This window comes from Pseudoalteromonas aurantia 208 (genome assembly GCF_014858725.1).
Taxonomy (GTDB): domain Bacteria; phylum Pseudomonadota; class Gammaproteobacteria; order Enterobacterales; family Alteromonadaceae; genus Pseudoalteromonas; species Pseudoalteromonas aurantia.
The window spans coordinates 950,934-972,073 of record NZ_AQGV01000015.1 but is presented as its reverse complement, the minus strand read 5'-3'; the positions used below and the strand labels follow the sequence as shown (position 1 = coordinate 972,073).

The window sequence follows — 21,140 nt, the reverse complement described above, 5'->3', positions numbered from 1 at the left end:
AGGCGCTTTTATGTGGTAATAGCGGGCTATTACAAATGAAAGCAACGCCGAGAGTGAGAAAAATAGCTTTATTGGGCAAATTCGCTTATCCAGAGCTGAGGTTAATCAAAAAAGGCCACATGTATAATACACGTTAAACTTTCTCCTATTCCCTGAGTCTACCAATGCATATCCTTTAATGCTCTATCACCACCGACTTCTATTTTATTCTGCTTACGCAGCCAAAAATCAGACCTAAATGATGGCATCATTTAAACGCTAGATACACGCAGATTGGTCAATGAAATGGCAATAAAACATACTTAAATTGTACTCAAGAACATTATTCTTTATCACTCTCTAGCGAGTGTGGTAACCATGTGAGCATTTTTTCGTACAGTACTTCAGGCACAATAGGCTTCGCAACATAGTCATCCATTCCCGCCTCCAAACACTTATTTCTGTCTCCTACCATAGCATTAGCCGTCATCGCAATAATCGGAATATCTGTGTATAACGCCCCGCCTTTTCCGGCCCTAATGGCTTTGGTTGCTTCATACCCATCCATTTCCGGCATCTGACAATCCATAAAAATAACATTGTAAGGCTTTGAGTGTTGGGCCTGTTTTAAGTAAGAGATCACTTCTTTACCATTTGCAGCAACATCAATAAATAATAACCCAAGCTTTTTAAACATGCTGATTGCGACAATCTGATTTACCTGATTATCTTCAGCTAACAATATTCTAATCGATTGACACCATTGTACATTTTCAATGTCAGGACCCACTTTATTCTTAAGCGTTTTAATATAGTGCGAAGTGACTAAAGGTTCAGCCTTAGCCAGTGCCTCACCATTTTCAGCCACAATGGCCAAAGCATCGAATAAATCTGATGTTGTCGCTGGCTTAGGGAAATATCCCGCAAAGCCCAATTCAGCAAAAAACCGCGCATCACCTTGATGACCCATCGAGGTCATCATAACCAACTTCATATTCTTAAAGCGTGTATTAGCAACTAATGCCTTTCCTAGTTGCGCGCCATCCATATTCGGCATTTGCATATCTAAAAAAGCAATGTCAAAACACGTATTGTGCTCTGCATAATACGCTTCACATATCGCCAAAGCTTGCACCCCCGAAGGCGCCTCTGAAACTTGTGCGCCCCAATGTTCCAACTGGCCTCTTAGCACTTCACGGTTAGTATCATTGTCATCAACAATAAGTAAATGCAACTTAGTGGTGTCAACGCTTGGAATTACCTGCAATGAGCCCGCGCTTTTTTGTAGTTTGATATGAAAACTAAACTGGCTACCTCGACCGACATCACTGGTAACCGCCACATCGCCATGCATCAATTCACATAGCTTTTTGACAATCGCTAACCCCAGCCCGGTACCACCATATTTACGAGTCGTCGAGGCATCCACTTGCGAGAACGACTTAAACAACTTACTTTGCTGAACGTTCGAAATACCAATCCCCGTATCTCGAATGACACAGTTTAATAGCCAATGCGTTTCATCGGCTTCAGACAAACTCGATTCAATAACCACTTCACCTTCACTGGTAAACTTAATGGCATTACTTACTAAATTAGTCAATATTTGCCTTAACCGGCCTGGGTCGCCTTTAACCACCGATTCATTTATGCTGGTCATGTTTAGCACAAGTTCTAATTGCTTATCATGCGCTTGAATTGCAGCTGCTTCCGCAAACTCACCGAGCATGCCACGTAAATCAAAGTCTAAGTACTCTAATTCAAGCTTACCTGCATCCACCTTTGAAAAATCTAGAATATCATTAATCAGGGTCAATAGAGAGTTTGCACTACTCATAGCAACACGTGCCCTGTGGTGCTGTTCATCAGTTAAATCGCTGTTGAGTAATAAATTCAGCATGCCTAACACCCCATTCATAGGGGTTCTTATTTCATGGCTCATAGACGCTAAAAATTCGCTTTTAGCGATGCTGGCATTTTCAGCCATCGCTTTTGCTTCGATGAGCGCTTGTTGAGATTCAATCCGTTCAGTGATGTCTTGTTGAATACCAACAAAAGCAGTCAATGTATCCGTTTCATCAAACACAGGTGATATCTGTAAATTGTTCCAAAAAGGCGTACCATCCGCTTTATAATTTAATATTTCAACACGATGTTTTTTACGCTGTCGTAGTGTTTTTCTAATTTCAGCAATGGTGTCTTCTTGCGTTTCTTTGCCTTGTAAAAATCGACAATTACTTCCCAATACTCGTTTGTCATAACCTGTAATTCGAGTAAAAGCACTATTAATAAAAACTAGAGGGTGATCATCCGTTCTAGCGTTCGATATTGAAATACCCACATTGCATGACTCAATCGCCTGAGCTAACAAATCATTATGCTCTTTGGCTTTTTTAAGAGCCTCTTGAAATAGCCTTTGCTCGGTTATGTCCGTCAACGAACCGGCCATTCGAGTTGCACGTCCATTGCCATCTCTCAGTGCAATCCCTTTGGCACGATAATAGCGATATTCGCCAGTCGCATGACGCAATTGATAACCCACATCGTATGGGTCACCATGTTCAATGTGTTTATTGAGTTGCTCAATGACTCGATCTTTATCTGTCGGGTGCAAATGTGTTTCTAAGCTTGAGAATAAATTTGGAAAGCCATCAAAGTCATCTCCTTCATAGCCCAGTAACTCTCTATAACGCGGTGCGTAATACACTTCACCAGTCACAATATTCCAATCCCACAACCCATCGTGACTACCTTGCACAGCTAATTTGTACCTTTCTTCACTGGCGATGGTTGCTTGTTGAGATAGCTCCAATTGCTTAAATGGATTTAACAACAACTGTTTACCAAAAATCAGTAGCAAACCCGATGACAATACTAAGCTAATGACAATTGCCCAACCAATATCGAGCATGAAACCCCATACTTTATCATCCAGTAAATTGACATGCGTTAGATACTCAAATTTTATGCCTGTTGAGCCAATTTTTTGCACACCCGTACTAACATACTCATACTCAGCGTCTACATTGGTAAACGAAACCCATTGCCCTTCAATGCTAATAGCATGAGCGCGGCTATCTAACGCAACCGCCAATAACTCATGTAAGCTGGTTTTAAATTCAACCAATAATGCCCCTTCCGTGAAGCCATTATACTGGACGGGTACCAACACTTTAAAAAAGTAATCTTGGTGTACCTTATTAAGCACTATTGCATGACTCAATTCACCATCTAATATACGCGTTAACCACTCATTCTGCGTTTCTATTGCTGGTCTCAATGGCGCATTACTATATACTATGTCTCCAAGAATATTGACCAGCCGTATTGGTTCTTTCTGCCCTAATATTTTATATCCATCGAGAAAGTCAGAGACCGATGCTTTCGATAGTTCACTGCCCATCACCCCATTTGTTAAAATAGGATGACGAGCCAAATCTTGTAAAATCTGTTGTCGAGTCTCTAAAAACTGTCTCAAATAGCTCGCAGCAAGTTGGGCTTCCACTTTACTTGATTGCTGTTGTAGTACTCGTACCGTATCGTCAGCACGACTTCCCACTAATAAAATACTAACAATCAGGGATATAAATAAGCTTGCTCCTAAAAATGCATAAAAAGCTTTATCTGACGTAAGACTGAGCTTTTCTTGTATTTCTTTACGCATATTTTTCATCACTCGGTGCGGTTAGGTAGTACGTTGATCCCACCAAACTCATCAAAACTGGCCATACAAATGTCCTCAAGTCCCAATGCTTCATGCGCATCTGGGTTAGTTGTACTCCATTCACCAAAGGGTCGTGTGTAAGTTTTCAGTAAACCCACTACCGGCTTTTTCAAATTCTCAAGTGAGTCTTTTAGTCGTTTTCGGTCTTGAGTTAAATTACCTGTTAGCGGGGTTTGTTGCAGCGCTGCAATAAGTATTTTACCCATGTCATAACTATGAACAAAGCCTGCTGGTGCAGCGAGTCTATCTGGATCCGCCAATTTGTCAGGAAACAGCGCTTGCCCAGCAAGTATTGCACGACGTCCCTCTTCTGTTAGTGGTCGATGCTTTAGCGAAAAGCAACTTTGTATAAAATTAAGGGCTAGGTTCTTTTGTAACTCATCTTTGACTGATGCATAGAAATTTCCCCCAGTAATGCCCCAGTGACTGATGATGGGTAGTCTTAAGTTATTGGGTAGACTTCCCATCGCCTTCACAAAATACTTTCCTTCTATTGCATTGCCTACGAACAAAATACAGTCAGCCTTTGAATTTATAATATCTCTTAATATTATTTTGCTGCGATTGAGCTGTGTATTCCAATTAAACCAGGTGACGTTTACATCAGCTTGCTTAATTGTCGTTTTCTTTAACGCAGCTCGGATCGTTTTCTCATTCGACTGGCCCCACGGGGTGCTTTCTAACAACATATGTGGATTGCTGCAATTCAAACTATCAACGGCATAATTAGCAATTTTATACCCGGCTTTAGTGTCATCAATTGATACTCTAAAAACCCAATTGTTATCACTTGGATACCGCGTAATGGGCCCACCTGCTGCCCACGGTACCAACAGTAGAATGTTATTTTCATTAATATAATTACGGTTTTTAATATAAGGGGGAGAGTGCAGCCCCCCAAGTATGATAAATGCCTGAGGATCTTTTAGAAATTGACGCATATGCAGCAAACTGCGATTGCTGTTACCACGATGATCTTTTTCAACAAACTCAATTTTAAAACCTTGCACCGTATTGTCGACTTGGGCCAGTGCCGTCATAAAGCCCATTTTCATCGCTTGCGCAGAAGCGTGGTGATTTGAATAATCTGAGTCGTGATAAATTTTTAAAATCTTATCTTCATTAGCGGCAAAACACGCAGTACTAAAACACAGTGCTAAACCTATTAGCCTCATTATAAGTTTTGTCATTTATAGTCCGTATTTAGCATTGTTTTTCAATACTTAAAAATAGCGTAAATAACAGAGATTGTGGAGTTAGTTAGCAAATAAAATTCGTACCTAACTCTTCTGGCTCATTAAACATTCACCAACATGCCCCCAAACTTGTTGTGAATTCAAAATTCGCCCATGACCTAAACCCTGTGTTGAATATATATCAATATGCGCATGTTGCTGTGCTTGCTCATAAGCTAGATCATGACGCGCAAATTTGTCTTCAATATCGTGAATAATTGTGATTTTACTGTGATTTATAAGCTGTTGCTCAGGCAACAAATCACTAAACTTCATATCATGCTCGTTTTCAATCGACGCCAGTACATCAATGAATAACGATTCAACAATTCCGATAGAAAGGATCCTATCTCTAAACCCTGTATAAAAGTCAAACGGGGGCGCAATCAAAATATGCTGCTCAATCTGCCAATTTGAATTAAGTGCCGCAATACCGCCCATAGAGTGACTAATAATCGCTTTAACTGGTTGAGCTATCATTTCCAACACCGCATTTAATGCAAAAATGAACTTGGGAAGGTTTGCTTGGGCGCCACCACTTTGGCCATGGGCATAATGATCGAATGCCACCACTTTAAAGCCCAAAGCAACCACATGATCCATCAACGCATAAAATTGACTCGCACTGCCTGACCAGCCATGTGTAAATAACACCACAGGCCCTTCTCCGACACTAATAACATGAATGGGGCCTAACTTACTCGCCAACACATCTGATTTAAACCGCGCAGGTACCGTTTGTTTGACATTATGACGTACCGGCGTCATTAATAACTTTTTAGCGTACTTTTGTGCTGTACGCGGCATGACACTGTGCATGGACTTTGACAGTATTTGCATAGCGTAAAAGCGCACACTTTTAGCGTCACTTTTGTCTGAAAAATATATCTTACTGCTCATAACACTCTCTTATTGATACCGTTGAATAAGCGCGCTCAAAGCACACTTAAATCGAGTATGTTGTTCATCTTCAAATCCGACCCACACCATCTGTTGAGACCCTAAATATAATGAATAAAGTTCAAACACAAATTGCCGTGCATCGCCTTTCATTTGCCCTTCATTCGCTGCGGTTTGCGCCAATTGAGTCAGGTACTCTAGCCATTGTTGCAAACGCTTTTTGACTAAATCTTGAATAGCGCCCGGCTGGTCATCAAATTCAACTGAAGTAGATACAAAAATGCAGCTACTCCCTTGCGACCGGTACCAGTTCAGCCAACATTCAACGGTCGTCAAAAGTTTCTCCATTGCTGAGTTCATGTTTACTGTTGGCTGGATCACGGCGTCGGTGAATATACTCTGAGCATATTCCAACACCTCCAATTGCAAATTTTCCTTTGAGTTAAAATGCCCAAACAGGCCTGATTTTGACAGCCCCGTGATCGTCGCCAACCCCCCAATAGTCAAATCATTCAGGCTAGTGGCTGTCGCCACATTCAATGCGGTTGCCAAGATCTGCTGTTTTGTTTGCTTACCTTTACCCACTCAAACCTCAAAAAAGTACGAACGTTCGTTTTTATAATAACCAAAAAAAATATAATAGCAATGCATTCGGTATCTAAATAACACCTGCCGCGTACACAGTTTTACGATGCAATGAACAACATATGAAGCTAAGAAAGTGCGCTCAGTAATACCTAAAAGTAGCAATATCTCTCGAATTAATAGCGGTTATTCCACTAACATGACCCGATAGAGAATTGATTGAGTTCAATACACTCGATACAAAAGCAGACATAATTTAAGCTCCTGATAAGTAACATAACAAAGGCAATATACAGGTGACTAAAATTGCATAAAAAGCGCTCAAACACTTAACTAACTCGACTGTGCTTTTAGAGAAAGAACTCATGCCTCAGATTGGCTGTGGGGCTTACCTTACCCCTGCGTAAAGTGTGTAAAATCAGCAAAATGCCCACCATCGCGAGATTTGGGGTGTAATTAACCTCAGCTCTGGATAAGCGAATTTGCCCAATAAAGCTATTTTTCTCACTCTCGGCGTTGCTTTCATTTGTAATAGCCCGCTATTACTGCATAAAAGCGCCTTGATATTGAACAAAATAACATCATTGGATTGTACGTAAGTTTGTTTTCAAAACATCTTCTATTCCAAAACCCTTATCCAAACCTGAGGTTAATTATCGTTCGGGATGAGTTATCTGTTACCCGCGCTTAAGCGTTTACTTTTAGTGGTTTAAAAACACTTTCTTAAAAATCCGGTAAAACATAATATCAGGTCTTTATTTGGCACTTGCTCGCCTTTATTATCTATGCGTAAAGCATCATTTTAGATACAAAGCATTTGATGAATAGCTTGCAATAAATGCATTTTAATCAATGCTTTATAATGAATTTTTTATAATGGAGACGTTGCAATAAATGCGCTTTTATCCAAAACACTTTTATAGTCGCATTTCTATGTTAAGCGTAATCTGTACTTCTCGCTCCGTGTGCAATTCAGGCTCTTAAATTATTTACTACGAATGATTTACAGTTATTAAGCCACTTTAGTTTATTTAAACACGATACATTTAAGCTCTACGTATTGCAGTGCTGTAGTTAATTAGCGTCAATTTTAAATATATCCGCACAAAAAATAAGGCTGCAAGCGCAGCCTTAAAAAGCAACCCCTATGTGGCGGGGCCACCCTCCATTTGACTTTGAATATAATTCGGTAAACCAATCAGCTTAATCAGTCTAAGGTGCTGCTCTAACCAATAAATATGGTCAGTTTCAGTATCATCTAACAAGGTTTCCAATATTTCTCGTGTTACGTAATCTTTCTCTTTTTCACACTCCGTAATAATGTTCACTAAGCTTGCCGCCACGGTCATTTCAGCCGCGAGATCATTTTCTAGCATTTGTTTCACGTTATCACCAACATGAATTGCCTCACGTGATGCGGTGTCTGGTTTCCCCTCTAAAAACAAAATGCGCTCAATTATCGCTTTGGCATGGTCCAACTCTTCGTCAAACTCGTGTGCCAACTTTTGTCCTAGCTTTTCAAGCCCCCAATCTTCATAAATTTTTGAATGGGCTAAATACTGATCCATTGAGGTTAACTCTAAGGTCAGCTGCTTATTTAGTAAATCAATAATTTTTTTACTGCCTTGCATACGTTACTCCTCAATTTGCGACTGTAAATAGTTTTCAATACCAGTATTTTTGATCAAGAACTGCTGTGTTTCTAACCAATCAACGTACTCTTCTTCGTACTCTAGTAAGTCTTCCAAAATATCTCGACTCACAAAGTCTTGCTCGGCTTCGCATAAAGCAATGGCATCTTTGAGGGCGGGTACCTGCTCTAACTCAAAAGCCATATCACACGCCAGCATTTCTTCAGTGTGTTCGCCAATGCGTAGCTTTTCTAAATGTTGTAAATTAGGCAGCCCTTCTAAAAACAAGATCCGCTCAATCAGTTCATCAGCCTGTTTCATGTCTTTTATTGATTTTTTATAGGCTTTTTCGTTCAGTTCTTCGAGACCCCAGTTTTTATACATACGTGCATGAAGAAAATATTGATTGATTGAAGTAAGTTCAAACGTCAACATTTGATTCAATACTAAAAGGACTTTTTTGTTACCCTGCATAGGGCCCCCTAAGTTAAAAGTTACTTGCCCTCTAACCCTAGTCCAAAATATGTACGAATCAAGATAATTTAAAACTAATAATTTTTTTAATATACTCTTTTAAAATAAACAACTTATAACATTATTGAGACTTATTTTCATTGCTAATTCGAGTTGCAATACTAATACCTTTTTCGTAATATTTACCATCGGTATTTATATCAATAATCAATATTTTTAATCATCATTATTCAATAAGTTATAAATTCTTTATCATTTTTATCCCAAGCCGTTTCGCTAACCGAACGAGATTGGCTCTGTCCATCTGAAGCGCACGAGCTGTTGCAGCCCAATTAAGCTTATGCGCTTTGAGTGCAGCAATAATGTGTGATTTTTGAAAATTATCGACCGCTTCTTTAAAAGGCAGGGCCGAATCAACCTCAACAACAGCGGTTTTTACGGGTTTATCCTGCTGCTCACTTTGGCTCAACTCACTATGTATCAACTCAATTCGTACAATATCTTGTTGCCATTGCGCCTGCTTCGCTTTGAGTGCGCTGCGGCTTATTACATGTTCAAGCTCGCGAATATTACCGGGCCAATCATACTCACTTAACGACTGGCTTAATGTGTGACTTAAGGTCAATTGACCAATGCCTAACTTCTTTCGAACCTGCTCTATAAAAAAACCAGCCAATAACGGAATATCATCTTGTCTGGCTCGAAGCGGCGGCACCTGCAAAGGGTATACACTTAACCTATGGTACAAGTCAGCCCGAAAGCGCCCAGCTTGAACTTCAGCTTTAAGATCCCGATTGGTCGCAGCGACAATGCGAACATCAACATGCTGCGTGTTATCGGCACCCACGGGTTGAATTTCACCACTTTGCAACACGCGTAATAGCTTACTTTGAATATTCAAAGGGAGCTCCCCTATTTCATCTAAAAATAAAGTCCCGCCATCTGCCAATAAAAATTTACCATCTCGGTGTTTGTCTGCGCCTGTAAAAGCGCCTTTGCGGTGTCCGAAAAACTCACTTTCAGCAAGGCTTTCTGGTAGTGAGGCACAATTTACTTGTACAAAAACTTGGTTTGAGCGACGTGACGCACCATGAATGTTTCTCGCAACCAGCTCTTTACCTGTACCGGTCTCGCCTAATACCAACACCGTAAAATCTGAACTTGCCACCAGTTCAATATCACTTTTCAACGATTGCATCAGCGTGCTATTACCAACCATATCGTGTGCTGCTTGGTTTAATTCAGACACTAACGCATCGCCATGTTGGGCTTTGCGTAATAACTGCTCGTGATACAAAGCGACATTCAAATGCTCCGCCAAAATATCGTTAATATGCTGCAAAAAAGGCATGGGGTATTGCTTAAACATGCCTGGAGTCAGGCTATCTAATGTCAAAACACCTTGTAGTGTATGTTGGTGATACAACGGGATCCCCATACAGGCATGCACTGGAATATCACCTTCTTGCGCTAACAACAAACCATCGTATGGATCTGGTAATTCACTATGCTCATTAAAAATAATAGGGGTTGTGCTACTGGATATTGCCAACAGTCGAGGGTGATCTTCAATATTGAAGCGTCGACCAAACGTATCTCGCGTCAAACCATCTATTGCGGCGGGGACTAACGCACCTTGTTGATGCAATAGTAAAGCAACGGCATCAGCGCTCACACACGTTTTAATTGCTTGCACTACAGCACTATAAAATTGATTTAAGTTTTGCTCGGTTTTTTTAGGTAATGCCTTTGTTAACAAAGAGCTAAGCGTGAGTAATTGTGAAAGGCTTCTTTGATCCATGTCAATATGACCTATTCGTTATTTAAAGACTCATACAATATAAGTCAATTCGACTCTATTTACAAACGTAAAAACATTAATACACTGAATTATATCATGTTTTTTATTGGCACAGCGCGTGCAATAACTAAAACAACATAGATAAACTCAGGTGAACCGCATGCTCATATCACAACAACATTTAGACTATTCCAATGCTGCATTGCTAACCTTTGGACTTTGCTTTATCGCAAGTATTGTCGTGAGCTACCCGCTTGCTGAGCACTTTACATTAACAACACAAATTGCCAGCCACATAAGCAATATTGTATTAGCCGGCTTATTTAAAATTAGCTATGTATTGCGCTGTGTGTGCCAATATCAGCTCGGCATGGAGGTACGTTAATGAGGCCAATCAACCTAGCAGAACCTGTACTAGAACAATACAAATGGTATCAAGTGTCCCAATGGCCGTTATTCATGATGCCATTCAGGGCTTTCTTCTTATTCGCCAGTATCTGGGGTGCACTGGCCATTATACTCTGGGCGTTGTTACTGACTGGGCAATTACAGTGGCAAACCAGCCTCCCCGCCAGTCTTTGGCACGCCCATGAAATGATCTTTGCATTTGCTGGTGCCATTGCCGTGAGTTTCTTACTTACTGCAGCACAAACATGGACCAATGTGCCCAGTATGTCTGGGCCTCGACTCATAACATTACTACTCATATGGTGTATAACTCGTATCACTTTTTTTGTTTCACCGCATTTGTTGCCTGTGGTGATCCTAGGTCAATTGGCCTTTTGGTTATACTCAATTGTATATCTAAGCCATATGCTGATCAGCGCAAAATCGAAGAATAACTACGCATTCATCGCAATATTAAGCGGTTTGTGTACATTTAATATTTTATTTCTGATTGTCAGCGCGCAAGGTGAATTCATGATTGCGCGTACGTTTAGTCAACTTGCCGTGTTGGGGTTTATGTTACTGATTGGCGTCGTCGGTGGGCGCGTGATCCCATTTTTTACTGCTCGTGGACTTAAACTTGAGCAGCAAATACGTACACCTCTACTTGACAAACTACTACTCATTATTAGTACTTTTGGGATCGGCGGATTTGCCGTAAACCAACTCTTTAGCGTACCAATAAATCCTGGCTACCTTATTGTTTTAGCTTCTGTATTACATTTGACGCGAAGTGCTTTATGGTTTCACAAAGGCATCGTCCACGTTCCTCTTTTATGGTCATTACAACTGGGTTATTTATTTGCCGCATGTGGACTGCTGCTGTGTGGGGTTAGTTTTTTTACACCAACAATCATATTCACTGATGCGCTGCACCTCATAACATTAGGCGGAATCGGGTTAACTATTTTAGCGATGATTGCACGCGTGTCACTTGGCCATACCGGACGGGCTTTGACGCCAAATAAATTTATGTCCATCGCTTTTGCCTTATTGGCCCTAGGCGCGGTGATCCGCGCTTTCTTACCTCAACTCATAGGCCCACACCCAGCGTGGATCGCCAGCGCAATATTATGGAGCGCTGCATTTGCTGTATTCAGTATTTCTTATTTTAAAGTCTTAACACACAAACGTGTAGACGGACGTCGTGGTTAATTTATTCATTGGAGAATTTAATGCTATCAAGCAACACAATTGCACTTGTTAAAAGTACTATCCCTCTGCTCTCTCAAGCAGGTACCGCTGTAACCGCCCATTTTTACGATCGGATGTTTACACATAACCCTGAGCTAAAAGATATCTTTAACATGAGCAACCAGCAAAGTGGTAAACAACATTTTGCGCTATTTAACGCCCTCGCAGCGTATGCAACTCATATTGATAACTTGCCGGTACTAGCAGCAGCCGTTGAACGTATTAATCATAAACATGCGAGTTTAAATATTTTGCCGCATCATTATGACATTGTTGGGCTGCATCTTATTGAAACACTCAAAGAGCTCGCGCCTAATGAATTTACCCCAGATATAGAACAAGCTTGGCGTGAAGCCTACGCTTTGTTGGCAGATGTGTTTATCACACAAGAAGAAGGAATTTATAAAACCACTGAGGAAAAACTCGGCGGATGGCGCAACACTCGAACATTTATTGTTGATCGCATTGTGCAAGAGTCTGCCAAAGTTAAAAGTTTTTACTTACGCAGTGCAGATAACAAAGCCGTTGTCGACTTTCAACCTGGACAGTACATTGGGGTACATGTTAAACCAGTAGAATGCCAAAATGTACAAATACGCCAGTACTCTTTATCAGGTGAAAAGCAACCTAATGGATACCGGATCAGCGTGAAGCAACAAGGGTTAGTGTCTAACCACATGCATAGCTTAAAAGCAGGCGATGAAGTCGAGCTCAGCCCACCAGCTGGAGATTTTATGCTTCAGAGTAATATGTCGCCCAAAGTACTGATCAGTGCAGGTGTTGGCATTACGCCAATGATGGCAATGCTTGAATCAATAGCCACTTTGACACAACCACCGCAAACACACTTTGTTCACGCCTGTATTAATCAAGCAGAACATAGCTTTGCAAAACGTGTCGACACATTAACAACCGACCGCATAGAAATAAATGCCGATATTTGGTACGAACAAGGCGAAGGTCATCATCAAGGGCGAATAAATTTAGCGCAGCTGTCACTCCCCACAGAATCTGGTGAATTTTACCTATGCGGACCCACACCGTTTATGGCTGCGATGAAACAACAATTGCTCGCACTCAATGTGGCTCCTGAGCGAATACTATATGAAGTATTTGGGCCGCACGAGTCATTATAACTTCACTACGACAGCATATACTGTTGCAATAAACACCGTAAAGCAACTCCGTTTGAACGGGTTGCTTTACGTTTAAAAAATACATCTTTTTAGTACTTTTAAAATACTGACATATAGCTGTCTCTTATTTCAGCAGTGTAATTGCTTTTTATGGCAAACTTACCACCGTCACTTCAACATGACCGCCACATTGCGTTACTTGTCTATCATTCGTTGATACATGGACCTTTGTGTTACTGATTTTGGCCGCCAATAGCATAGAGACTATATCGTTATAGCCGATATGACTTTGCTTAAGCGCAAACCATGGATTTCCCGATCCTCCCGCATTTGATACCGTTTTAAGCTGAAACAGCATACACGGGCGTTCATCAGGACTACGAATTATCCTAAGCTCTTGATTACTATAAGTAGTCGCATAAATATTGAATGAGAAGATACTCACTATTATCATTACTAAGGTGTTTCTCATTTACTCTCCAGTTCATTAACTCTAATACTTAAAAATATGGCCAACTTCCCCTTATATTACTATTACTTAGAAATTGAACTTAAGTTGCCCTTTTTCTCTGTATTACACGCACTCTACATAAATTATCAAAGCAATATGGAAATTTATTATCTAACATAAGTTCAAGCTGTTCATCAATTAAAAGACTATAATAACCAATAAGATTATTTGCTTTTTATATATTCCAAAATTAAATACATCACTTATGGCTATTGCGAATTACGCTCATTCGTGTACTTTTAAATAATATCAAAGTTGTAATTTACATCCAGATGAAAAAATATGATTGCGCAAAAATACTCATCGTTTGTATGGGCAATATTTGTCGCTCCCCTACCGGTGAAGCGGTATTACGGAAATTGGCACTTAATACCAAGCTTAATATTATCGTCGACTCAGCAGGTACCATTGCCTACCATCAAGGCAATCCACCCGATAAAAGAAGTCGCGCTTCGGGTGAGCGAAGAGGATATGACTTTGGTAATATGCGTGCACGCCAAATTAATTCAAAAGACTTTGCTGACTTTGACTTGATATTGGCCGCGGACAAAGCAAACCTCACTGATCTATCCGCTATGTGTCCCGCACAATATCAACATAAATTAAAGCTTTTTCTAAGTTATGGTGATTCGCGCTACGATGAAATCCCAGATCCATACTATGGTGAAGGTGATGGCTTTGAAGTTGTGCTTGACCTCATTGAAAATGCGGCACAACATATAATGGCAGATCTAGATCAGTAAATACCTTCATTTTTGCTTATTTTGACACTTTCAAGTCGCGTACGTAATCGCAATATGGTAAAACCCCTGAATATTATTCAGCACAGCCCAAGCCGAGGTCTTCTTGCATACAACTGACGAACTATTTGATCGTATCGCCCAAGATTTACGAGTCACGGGTTTAAGTGTTCAAACCATAGATAAAACCGAACCTGCCTTACAAGCATTAGTACAACGGTTGTCATTATTCTCAGGCAGTGATTTTTCAGCCGCGGGCATTGGCCGACAAACGGAACACACTCAAAACACCGAAATACGCAGCGATAAAATTCATTGGCTTGACAGCGGTCATGCGTTAGAAAATACGTTTTTGATGTATATGGACGAACTGAAAAACCATCTGAATCGCCGGCTTTTTATGGGGTTATTCAGCTATGAATGTCATTTTGCTCATTATGAACCCGGTGCTTTTTATAAAAAACACCTCGATGCCTTTCAAGGCAATACCAATCGCGTACTCTCTACTGTGTTATATTTAAATCAAAACTGGCAAGCCGATTACGGTGGTGAACTGGCTATTTTTGACGCCCACGATCACAGTATTCTACAGCAAAAAATCACGCCACAGTTTGGTACATTAGTCACTTTTTTAAGTGATGAATATCCGCATGAGGTGCTTCCAGCCACACGCCCACGATATTCAATTGCAGGGTGGTTTAGAGTAAACAGTTCTGTCAATGGACAAATAGACCCACCGAGGTAGTATGTTGATAAAGCTCAGTGGTACTGACGTATCACTTAGCTCACTCATGTGGTATAAATATTTTTACTTTCAAACCACCTTCTTCATGATTATGCAAACTAAGTTGACCATGATGTGCCTCTACAATTTCACGACATAGTGCCAGCCCTAAGCCACTTCCAGTCGACTTCGTTGAGTAAAACGGGATCAACGCGTTTGCCATAACAGTCTCACTCATTCCTTTGCCTTGATCTTGAACACAGAGAGTAACACCTTGCATACTTTGAGTAATATGCATTGTGACTTGTTCAGGTTTAGAGCCTGATTCATGAGCATTTTTGATTAAATTAATCAGCAACTGTTCTAATTGTACTTGATCAGCCAAAAACGGCTGTGTAGGTAAAATGTTTGGTCCGTTAAATTGCCATTGCTGATGAAGACCTGCTAATAAAGAAGTCCAATTTATTTGACTATATTTTGGTGGTGGTAATTTAGCAAACTTACCATAGCCCTGCACGAATTCAGTTAAGTGATGAATACGTTCTTCAATAGTAGAAAATACCCGCTCAAGTCGCTTGTCATCAACGTGGTCAGTTAGCAGTTTTGCACTGTGTAACATAGATGACATTGGTCCCAATGAGTTATTCAGCTCATGACTAATAATACGTATCACTTTCTTCCATACAGCCACTTCTTGACGACTTAACTCTCGGGTTAATTGCTTAAACAAGTACAGTTTATGGTTTTGATTATTAAGTAAAAATTGCCCAGTTGCTAAGTGCCAAGTTTGTGTTTCATCTTTATCAACTTGAATACTAAAGAGCCCTTCACGTCCAGCCTGTAATACCTCAAAAAATTCATCAGAAGTCTCTTGCATTAACACATCAATTTTCATACCTTCTAATGCTGCACTGCTTTTACACAATGCCCTTGCACTATAATTACTAAATACAACCGTGTCATTGCTGTCGACTAAAAGTAGTGCCTGCGGAGAACTTTGTAATACTTTATCTAGCATTAATTCTCGCTGATAGATCCATTGTTTTTCCTGTCGCAATTGCAGAGCTGTTTCATTATATAGCGTACACAACCGCCCTAATTCATCATGCTCAGCGTAAGCCAATGAGTGAGAAAACTCACCATCTTTAAAATTCAGTAACCCCACTTCAAGAGCTTTAATTGGCTCCAGTAGTGCCGACAAAAAACATCGGCACAACACATTAGTCAGTAGTAATATGCCAATAGTCGCTGCCACAACCCATTGCCAGTTACTAAATTGCCACGTCAAAATTGGCATACAAACGCATAAAACCACCGCGCTAGATGCAGCAATAAACCGCCCTTTCAATGACCTTGGAGTCCACTTATTTAATGCGTGCATCAATAGTCAATCTCAAATTTTTGTAAACGACGATATAGCGCCTGACGTGTTAATCCAAACTGGCGAGCAACTTTGGCGATCACCCCTTGATGTGAATGCATTGCAGCTTCAATCTCCTGCTTACTCGGCTCAAGCTTTGGTGTTGGTGCTTGGTTTGACTCTATATTCAAAGACTCTGATAATCCAAAGTCTTCGATTTCAAGTATGCCCTGTGGCTTTAATACACTTACGCGCTTACAGGCATTCTCAAGCTCCCTCACATTACCTGGCCAGTTATGTGCAATAAGTGCTTGTTCTGCATGATAACTTATCTCTCTCCTTGGCAGAAAATGACGAATAAGCGGAATAACATCGTCTTGACGGGCGTTTAATGGTGGAAGATTAAGTTCAATCACATTTAAGCGGTAATATAAATCTTCTCGAAATCGCCCAGCTTGAATATCATTGTGCAAATTTGCATTGGTAGCAGAGACAACCCGCACAGACACCTTTTGAGTGACGGTTGATCCCAATCGTTCAAACTCACCCGTTTGTAACACCCGCAATAACTTTATTTGCCCTGATAAAGGTAAGTTCCCTATTTCATCTAGAAAGAGTGTGCCACCATCTGCCGCTTCAAATCGACCAATGCGCTTTTTGTTTGCGCCTGTATAGGCACCTGCTTCTGCACCAAATAACTCGGCTTCTATCAGCTCTTGCGGTAGTGCCCCCGCATTGACTTTAATAAATGGCTTGTTTGCCACGGTTGAGTTGGCTTGAATGATTTCCGCAATACGCTCTTTACCACTGCCGTTTGGTCCAGTGATCAATACCGACACATCGGATTTTGCCAACTGTAACGACATATCAACCACTCGCTCCATTGCTGTACTCGCATAGACCAAGCCCACAAGGTTTGCCTGCGCTCTAGGAAGCCTGCGTTCGTTTTTCTGTCGTTCATGGGTCTGATTCTGTGCATTGGCTTTACCCAAAGCGATTAGGTTAGTAATACTGGTCAGCAGCTTGGTGTCATCCCAAGGTTTCGCAATGTAATCAGCTGCGCCTAATTTGACCAGCTCTATGGCCGTTTCCAACTCGGTCCAAGCCGTCATCAAAATAATGGGTAATGTTGGGTTTAAACGTCTTAGCACATTAAACAGTGCAATGCCCTCTTCGCCAGATGTAGTATCCGCGGTAAAATTCATATCTTGCATTACAAGCGATACTTTTTGGTATCGAATTATTTGCTCTGCATCAAAAGGCGATACGGCTGTCACAACATCATATCCATGAATTTCAAGTAATAAAGACAATGCATCAAGCACCGCTTGGTTATCATCCACAATCAGTATTTTATCCATCTTTTTCTTCTTTTATGTTACACCGCTGATGCAGTGTAACATGTTGGTTAATTATGCTAAACAACTAATAAATAAAGAATAATTATATACTTCTCGTGGCAATGCTAGGGGATATATCTGCTGCGCGTTTGGCTGGCCCAATGACAGCAAATAAACTCATCAAAATAACGAATGCGCCCGTTACAATAACGTAAGACACTGATAACGAGGGTAATGAAAATAACGCCATTAACTTCGCCCCCATCCACAGCGCACCCGCACTCCCCAATACAACTCCCACAGAGCATATTAATGTGTTTTCTACTAAGAAATACCGTATTATCGCGGATTTTCTTGCGCCAAGTGCGCGTCGAGTCCCTATCTGCTTTAATCGTTTATTGATATTAAATAGGGTTAAACCAAAGATCCCTAACGCTGTTATCAAAACTAACACCGTTATAAGCACCATTAACATGCGAACCATCAGAGTATCCTCGGCCACATATTCCGCCTTTAATTGATCTAAGCCTTTGATCACGTCAATGACTCTATCAGGATACTCCGCAAGTAAAACATCTTCAATTCGGCGCATCACTGCAGCTCTTTCATTGGGCTCTGTTCTAATCAAAAACTTTTGAAAACTGCTTGGTCGAACTTGTGGAAAAATAAGTGAACGGTCTCTTCTTTCATCTTGTAACCACGGCCCTTTTAAAAGTTTAATAATGCCTACAATTTTTATCGCATTATCTCGACGATAAATGGTTTTACCAAGACCGCTCCCTTGTGGAAACATTTCGTCATGCATTGCTTGGGTTACTAAAGCGACTTTAGGCAATTCACTTACATCAGAGGTGACCATTACATCTGATTCATTTAAATCTCGTCCAGCGACCAGTTCCACCCCGAGTGTATTTAACACATGGCTATCAGCTCTAAAATAGGAGGCATTTATCGACGGAGATTTTTCGTTTGAGGGCAGTAAATTATAGCTCCCCCCTGAACCACCGCCCGACAGTGGTACTGCATTAATGTACACTGCATCAATCACGCCTGGTATGCTGCGCAACAAGCTTTCATCAACTTCAATCTGTTTTGCTAAATCAATATTTTTCCCAAAAATCATCATATTAAATTGAAAAAGATCTTGTTCAGGTAATCCAGTTTCTTGCTCTAAGTACGCAATACGATCGTTAATAATAAAGGCGGCATTGCTAACAATGGCGGTGGTAATCGCAATCTGCATTAGTAATAAGATCGCACCAGACTTAGCACGCAGCAATGCGTTAATAATGGGTCTAAATTCAAACATAATGGGTCCTTATTGACTTTTAAGGTAAGTGGCTGGTGTGGTTCGACATACTAACCATGCCGGGTAAAGGCCAGCTAAAATACAGACACTTACAGCAATGGCTGGGGCTGAAAGCAACATAGTTAAATCCATATCTGCAATCACCGTGTACGCATCATTGCTTTTTCGCATTCCCCATAAGCCAGCTTGTGCAATGAAAATACCGAGTATTCCTCCTATTACACCAAGTAACCCTACCTCCACTAAATGCTGAATAAATACCTGTGTCTTACTTGCCCCAAGTGCACGCCTTACACCAACTTCAGGTGCGCGTCGTAAAAACTTCGCCAGCAGCAGTCCGAGTATATTGGCAAGACAAACAGCTAAAAACATAAAGCTCAGCATCACCAATATTTTATTATCTTCATTAACCACTTCGCGATACACCATCATTTGCTTAACGTCACGTAATGCAAAATCCAACTCTTTCCGGGCAAACCGACCTAGTTTCTGCTGCTCGGCCATATACGACATTAAAAATTGCCCATATGCCAACTCATCTTCGTCTGTAGGTAAATCAACCCAAAACTGTACCCAAAACTGTTCTGATTTGAGTTTATCTTGAAAGCCTCTGACATTCTCCGCTTTCCAACCATTACTATTCCCCCAAGTAATGATTTCATTTGGTGCAATTAAGCTAAATGGTAAAAATATGTGCTCAGGGTCCCGAAATGCCCCGTTATTCAGGTCATAATACTTGACGTAGGTTGGCCAATCCTTAATAACACCCACAATACGTACCGTCATACCATCCAAGTTGATTGTTTTACCAACCGAATTTTCACCTTGAAACAGTGTGTCATTCAAACTTTGTGAAATAACCACCACCGATGCTTGCGAGTCTTCATCGTTTCGCGTCCAGGCACTTCCGTAAATAAATTCCAAATTAAACATGGAAAAAAGATCTGCATTGGCGACCCGTGCTCGCTCTAGAAAGGGTTTCATATCGCTATCATCCACATGTACCGCAAACCCTGCTGCAATCATTGCGGTTCGACGATAGGGTAAGTCTGCATTTAATAAATTTATCGCATCCGGATAAGTAACTTGATAAGGCATATTATCATCCGACCACCAATCGCGACCGTCATCCATCGTTTGTAATTGAACGTGATGTAATTGTGTACTTTTGCTCGGGATCGGATCTGCTGACATCATGTGGTAAACCGAGAGGCTCGTCATCGTGATGCCAATTCCCACAGCTATGGCTATCACCATCAGTAAACTCACCATCGGTGTACGCTTCAAACTTCGCCAACTTAAATCAACATAATGAAAAAACATAATTACGCTCCAACAACTGCTGCTGGATTTCCCTGATAAAGAGAAAAATCCGCGATTTGACCATCAACAACTTGAATATTCCTTGGCGCTCGACGAGCAAGCTCCGGATCATGTGTTACCATGACGATGGTCGCCCCATCGCGGTTAATTTGTTCTAGGAGTTCCATTACTTGCCGAGCCATTAAACTGTCTAGGTTACCGGTTGGTTCATCTGCCAATAAAAAACGTGGTTTACCCGCTAATGCGCGAGCTATAGCTACTCTTTGCTGCTGACCGCCTGATAGCTGCTGCGGTAAATGTTTCGCTCTGCTCGCTAAACCTACTTGCTCTAAACTCGATTCAATTCGACGCTTTCTCTCGGCAGCTTTAATGCCTCTATAACGTAATGGCACTTCAACATTTTCATACAAGTTTAAGTCTGGTATTAAATTAAACCCCTGAAAAATATAACCTATTTTTTGGTTCCTAATATCAGCACGTTGATTGTCATTTAGCTTGCCAATATCTACACCATCAAGTAAATACTGGCCTTGTGTAAACGGCTCCAGTACACCGGCAATATTTAAAAAGGTCGTTTTACCTGAGCCTGAAGGCCCCGTTACTGCAATAAATTCCCCTTCATTAACTTGCAAATCAAAGTCTCGCAAGGCATGAGTTTGCACCATTTCTGTTTGATACACTTTGCTTATACCATTCATATTTAACATGTTTGTTCCTAATAATTTTT

At 40.8% G+C, this 21,140-nt stretch carries 18 protein-coding genes; 5 read left to right on the top strand and 13 right to left on the bottom strand.

Annotated elements, in window-relative coordinates; genetic code table 11:
• Positions 1-322: 322 nt before the first annotated feature.
• The 7 genes from PAUR_RS22380 to norR all read right to left on the bottom strand — a co-directional run bounded on the left by PAUR_RS22380 (position 323) and on the right by norR (position 10,329).
• Positions 323-3,643 carry a PAS domain-containing hybrid sensor histidine kinase/response regulator gene (locus tag PAUR_RS22380; RefSeq protein WP_225738552.1) on the bottom strand — a complete coding sequence of 1,107 codons (3,321 nt, stop codon included), beginning with the start codon at positions 3,641-3,643 and terminating at the stop codon, positions 323-325.
• Positions 3,644-3,651: 8 nt separating this feature from the next.
• Positions 3,652-4,893: an ABC transporter substrate-binding protein gene (locus PAUR_RS22375; protein WP_192509929.1), complete on the bottom strand. Its 1,242-nt coding sequence runs from the start codon at positions 4,891-4,893 to the stop codon at positions 3,652-3,654.
• A 90-nt stretch (positions 4,894-4,983) separates the two neighbouring features.
• On the bottom strand, positions 4,984-5,838 hold the full coding sequence (locus PAUR_RS22370; RefSeq protein ID WP_192509928.1) for an alpha/beta hydrolase: 855 nt from the start codon (positions 5,836-5,838) through the stop codon (positions 4,984-4,986).
• Positions 5,839-5,847: 9 nt separating this feature from the next.
• Positions 5,848-6,423, bottom strand: coding sequence for a TetR/AcrR family transcriptional regulator (locus PAUR_RS22365; protein WP_192509927.1), 576 nt, complete (start codon positions 6,421-6,423; stop codon positions 5,848-5,850).
• Between the two features lie 1,145 nt (positions 6,424-7,568).
• Positions 7,569-8,054, bottom strand: coding sequence for a bacterioferritin (gene bfr / locus PAUR_RS22360; protein ID WP_192509926.1), 486 nt, complete (start codon positions 8,052-8,054; stop codon positions 7,569-7,571).
• A gap of 3 nt (positions 8,055-8,057) precedes the next feature.
• On the bottom strand, positions 8,058-8,528 hold the full coding sequence (gene bfr, locus PAUR_RS22355) for a bacterioferritin (protein WP_192509925.1): 471 nt from the start codon (positions 8,526-8,528) through the stop codon (positions 8,058-8,060).
• Positions 8,529-8,766: 238 nt separating this feature from the next.
• Complete coding sequence (gene norR / locus PAUR_RS22350) at positions 8,767-10,329, bottom strand: nitric oxide reductase transcriptional regulator NorR (RefSeq protein WP_192509924.1); 1,563 nt, start codon at positions 10,327-10,329, stop codon at positions 8,767-8,769.
• Between the two features lie 160 nt (positions 10,330-10,489).
• Here norR and PAUR_RS22345 point away from each other — a divergent pair, with 160 nt between their 5' ends.
• The 3 genes from PAUR_RS22345 to hmpA are packed head-to-tail and all read left to right on the top strand — an operon-like array spanning position 10,490 to position 13,106.
• The gene (locus PAUR_RS22345) at positions 10,490-10,714 is read left to right on the top strand and encodes a hypothetical protein (protein ID WP_192509923.1); all 225 of its coding nucleotides are present in this window, start codon (positions 10,490-10,492) and stop codon (positions 10,712-10,714) included.
• A complete protein-coding gene (locus tag PAUR_RS22340) occupies positions 10,714-11,931 on the top strand; it encodes an NnrS family protein (RefSeq protein ID WP_192509922.1) in 1,218 nt (405 codons plus the stop codon). Before PAUR_RS22345 ends, PAUR_RS22340 begins: the two co-directional genes overlap by 1 nt.
• Before the next feature lie 20 nt (positions 11,932-11,951).
• Positions 11,952-13,106, top strand: coding sequence for an NO-inducible flavohemoprotein (hmpA, locus tag PAUR_RS22335; RefSeq protein WP_192509921.1), 1,155 nt, complete (start codon positions 11,952-11,954; stop codon positions 13,104-13,106).
• Between the two features lie 148 nt (positions 13,107-13,254).
• Here the strand turns inward: hmpA and PAUR_RS22330 are convergent, their stop codons facing one another.
• Complete coding sequence (locus PAUR_RS22330) at positions 13,255-13,578, bottom strand: hypothetical protein (protein WP_192509920.1); 324 nt, start codon at positions 13,576-13,578, stop codon at positions 13,255-13,257.
• A gap of 311 nt (positions 13,579-13,889) precedes the next feature.
• Here PAUR_RS22330 and PAUR_RS22325 point away from each other — a divergent pair, with 311 nt between their 5' ends.
• Complete coding sequence (locus tag PAUR_RS22325; RefSeq protein WP_192509919.1) at positions 13,890-14,360, top strand: low molecular weight protein-tyrosine-phosphatase; 471 nt, start codon at positions 13,890-13,892, stop codon at positions 14,358-14,360.
• A gap of 103 nt (positions 14,361-14,463) precedes the next feature.
• Positions 14,464-15,102 (top strand): 2OG-Fe(II) oxygenase, encoded by a 639-nt coding sequence (locus tag PAUR_RS22320; protein ID WP_192509918.1) that lies wholly within the window; start codon positions 14,464-14,466, stop codon positions 15,100-15,102.
• A 40-nt stretch (positions 15,103-15,142) separates the two neighbouring features.
• Here PAUR_RS22320 and PAUR_RS22315 read toward each other — a convergent pair whose 3' ends face one another.
• From PAUR_RS22315 to PAUR_RS22295, 5 genes are all read right to left on the bottom strand, one after another.
• Positions 15,143-16,378 carry a sensor histidine kinase gene (locus PAUR_RS22315; RefSeq protein ID WP_225738551.1) on the bottom strand — a complete coding sequence of 412 codons (1,236 nt, stop codon included), beginning with the start codon at positions 16,376-16,378 and terminating at the stop codon, positions 15,143-15,145.
• Between the two features lie 83 nt (positions 16,379-16,461).
• Entirely contained in the window at positions 16,462-17,802 is a 1,341-nt protein-coding gene (locus PAUR_RS22310) for a sigma-54-dependent transcriptional regulator (protein WP_192509916.1), read from the bottom strand.
• A gap of 82 nt (positions 17,803-17,884) precedes the next feature.
• On the bottom strand, positions 17,885-19,090 hold the full coding sequence (locus tag PAUR_RS22305) for an ABC transporter permease (RefSeq protein ID WP_192509915.1): 1,206 nt from the start codon (positions 19,088-19,090) through the stop codon (positions 17,885-17,887).
• Between the two features lie 9 nt (positions 19,091-19,099).
• The gene (locus PAUR_RS22300) at positions 19,100-20,413 is read right to left on the bottom strand and encodes an ABC transporter permease (RefSeq protein WP_192509914.1); all 1,314 of its coding nucleotides are present in this window, start codon (positions 20,411-20,413) and stop codon (positions 19,100-19,102) included.
• Between the two features lie 2 nt (positions 20,414-20,415).
• Positions 20,416-21,120, bottom strand: coding sequence for an ABC transporter ATP-binding protein (locus PAUR_RS22295; protein WP_192509913.1), 705 nt, complete (start codon positions 21,118-21,120; stop codon positions 20,416-20,418).
• Positions 21,121-21,140: the final 20 nt, after the last annotated feature.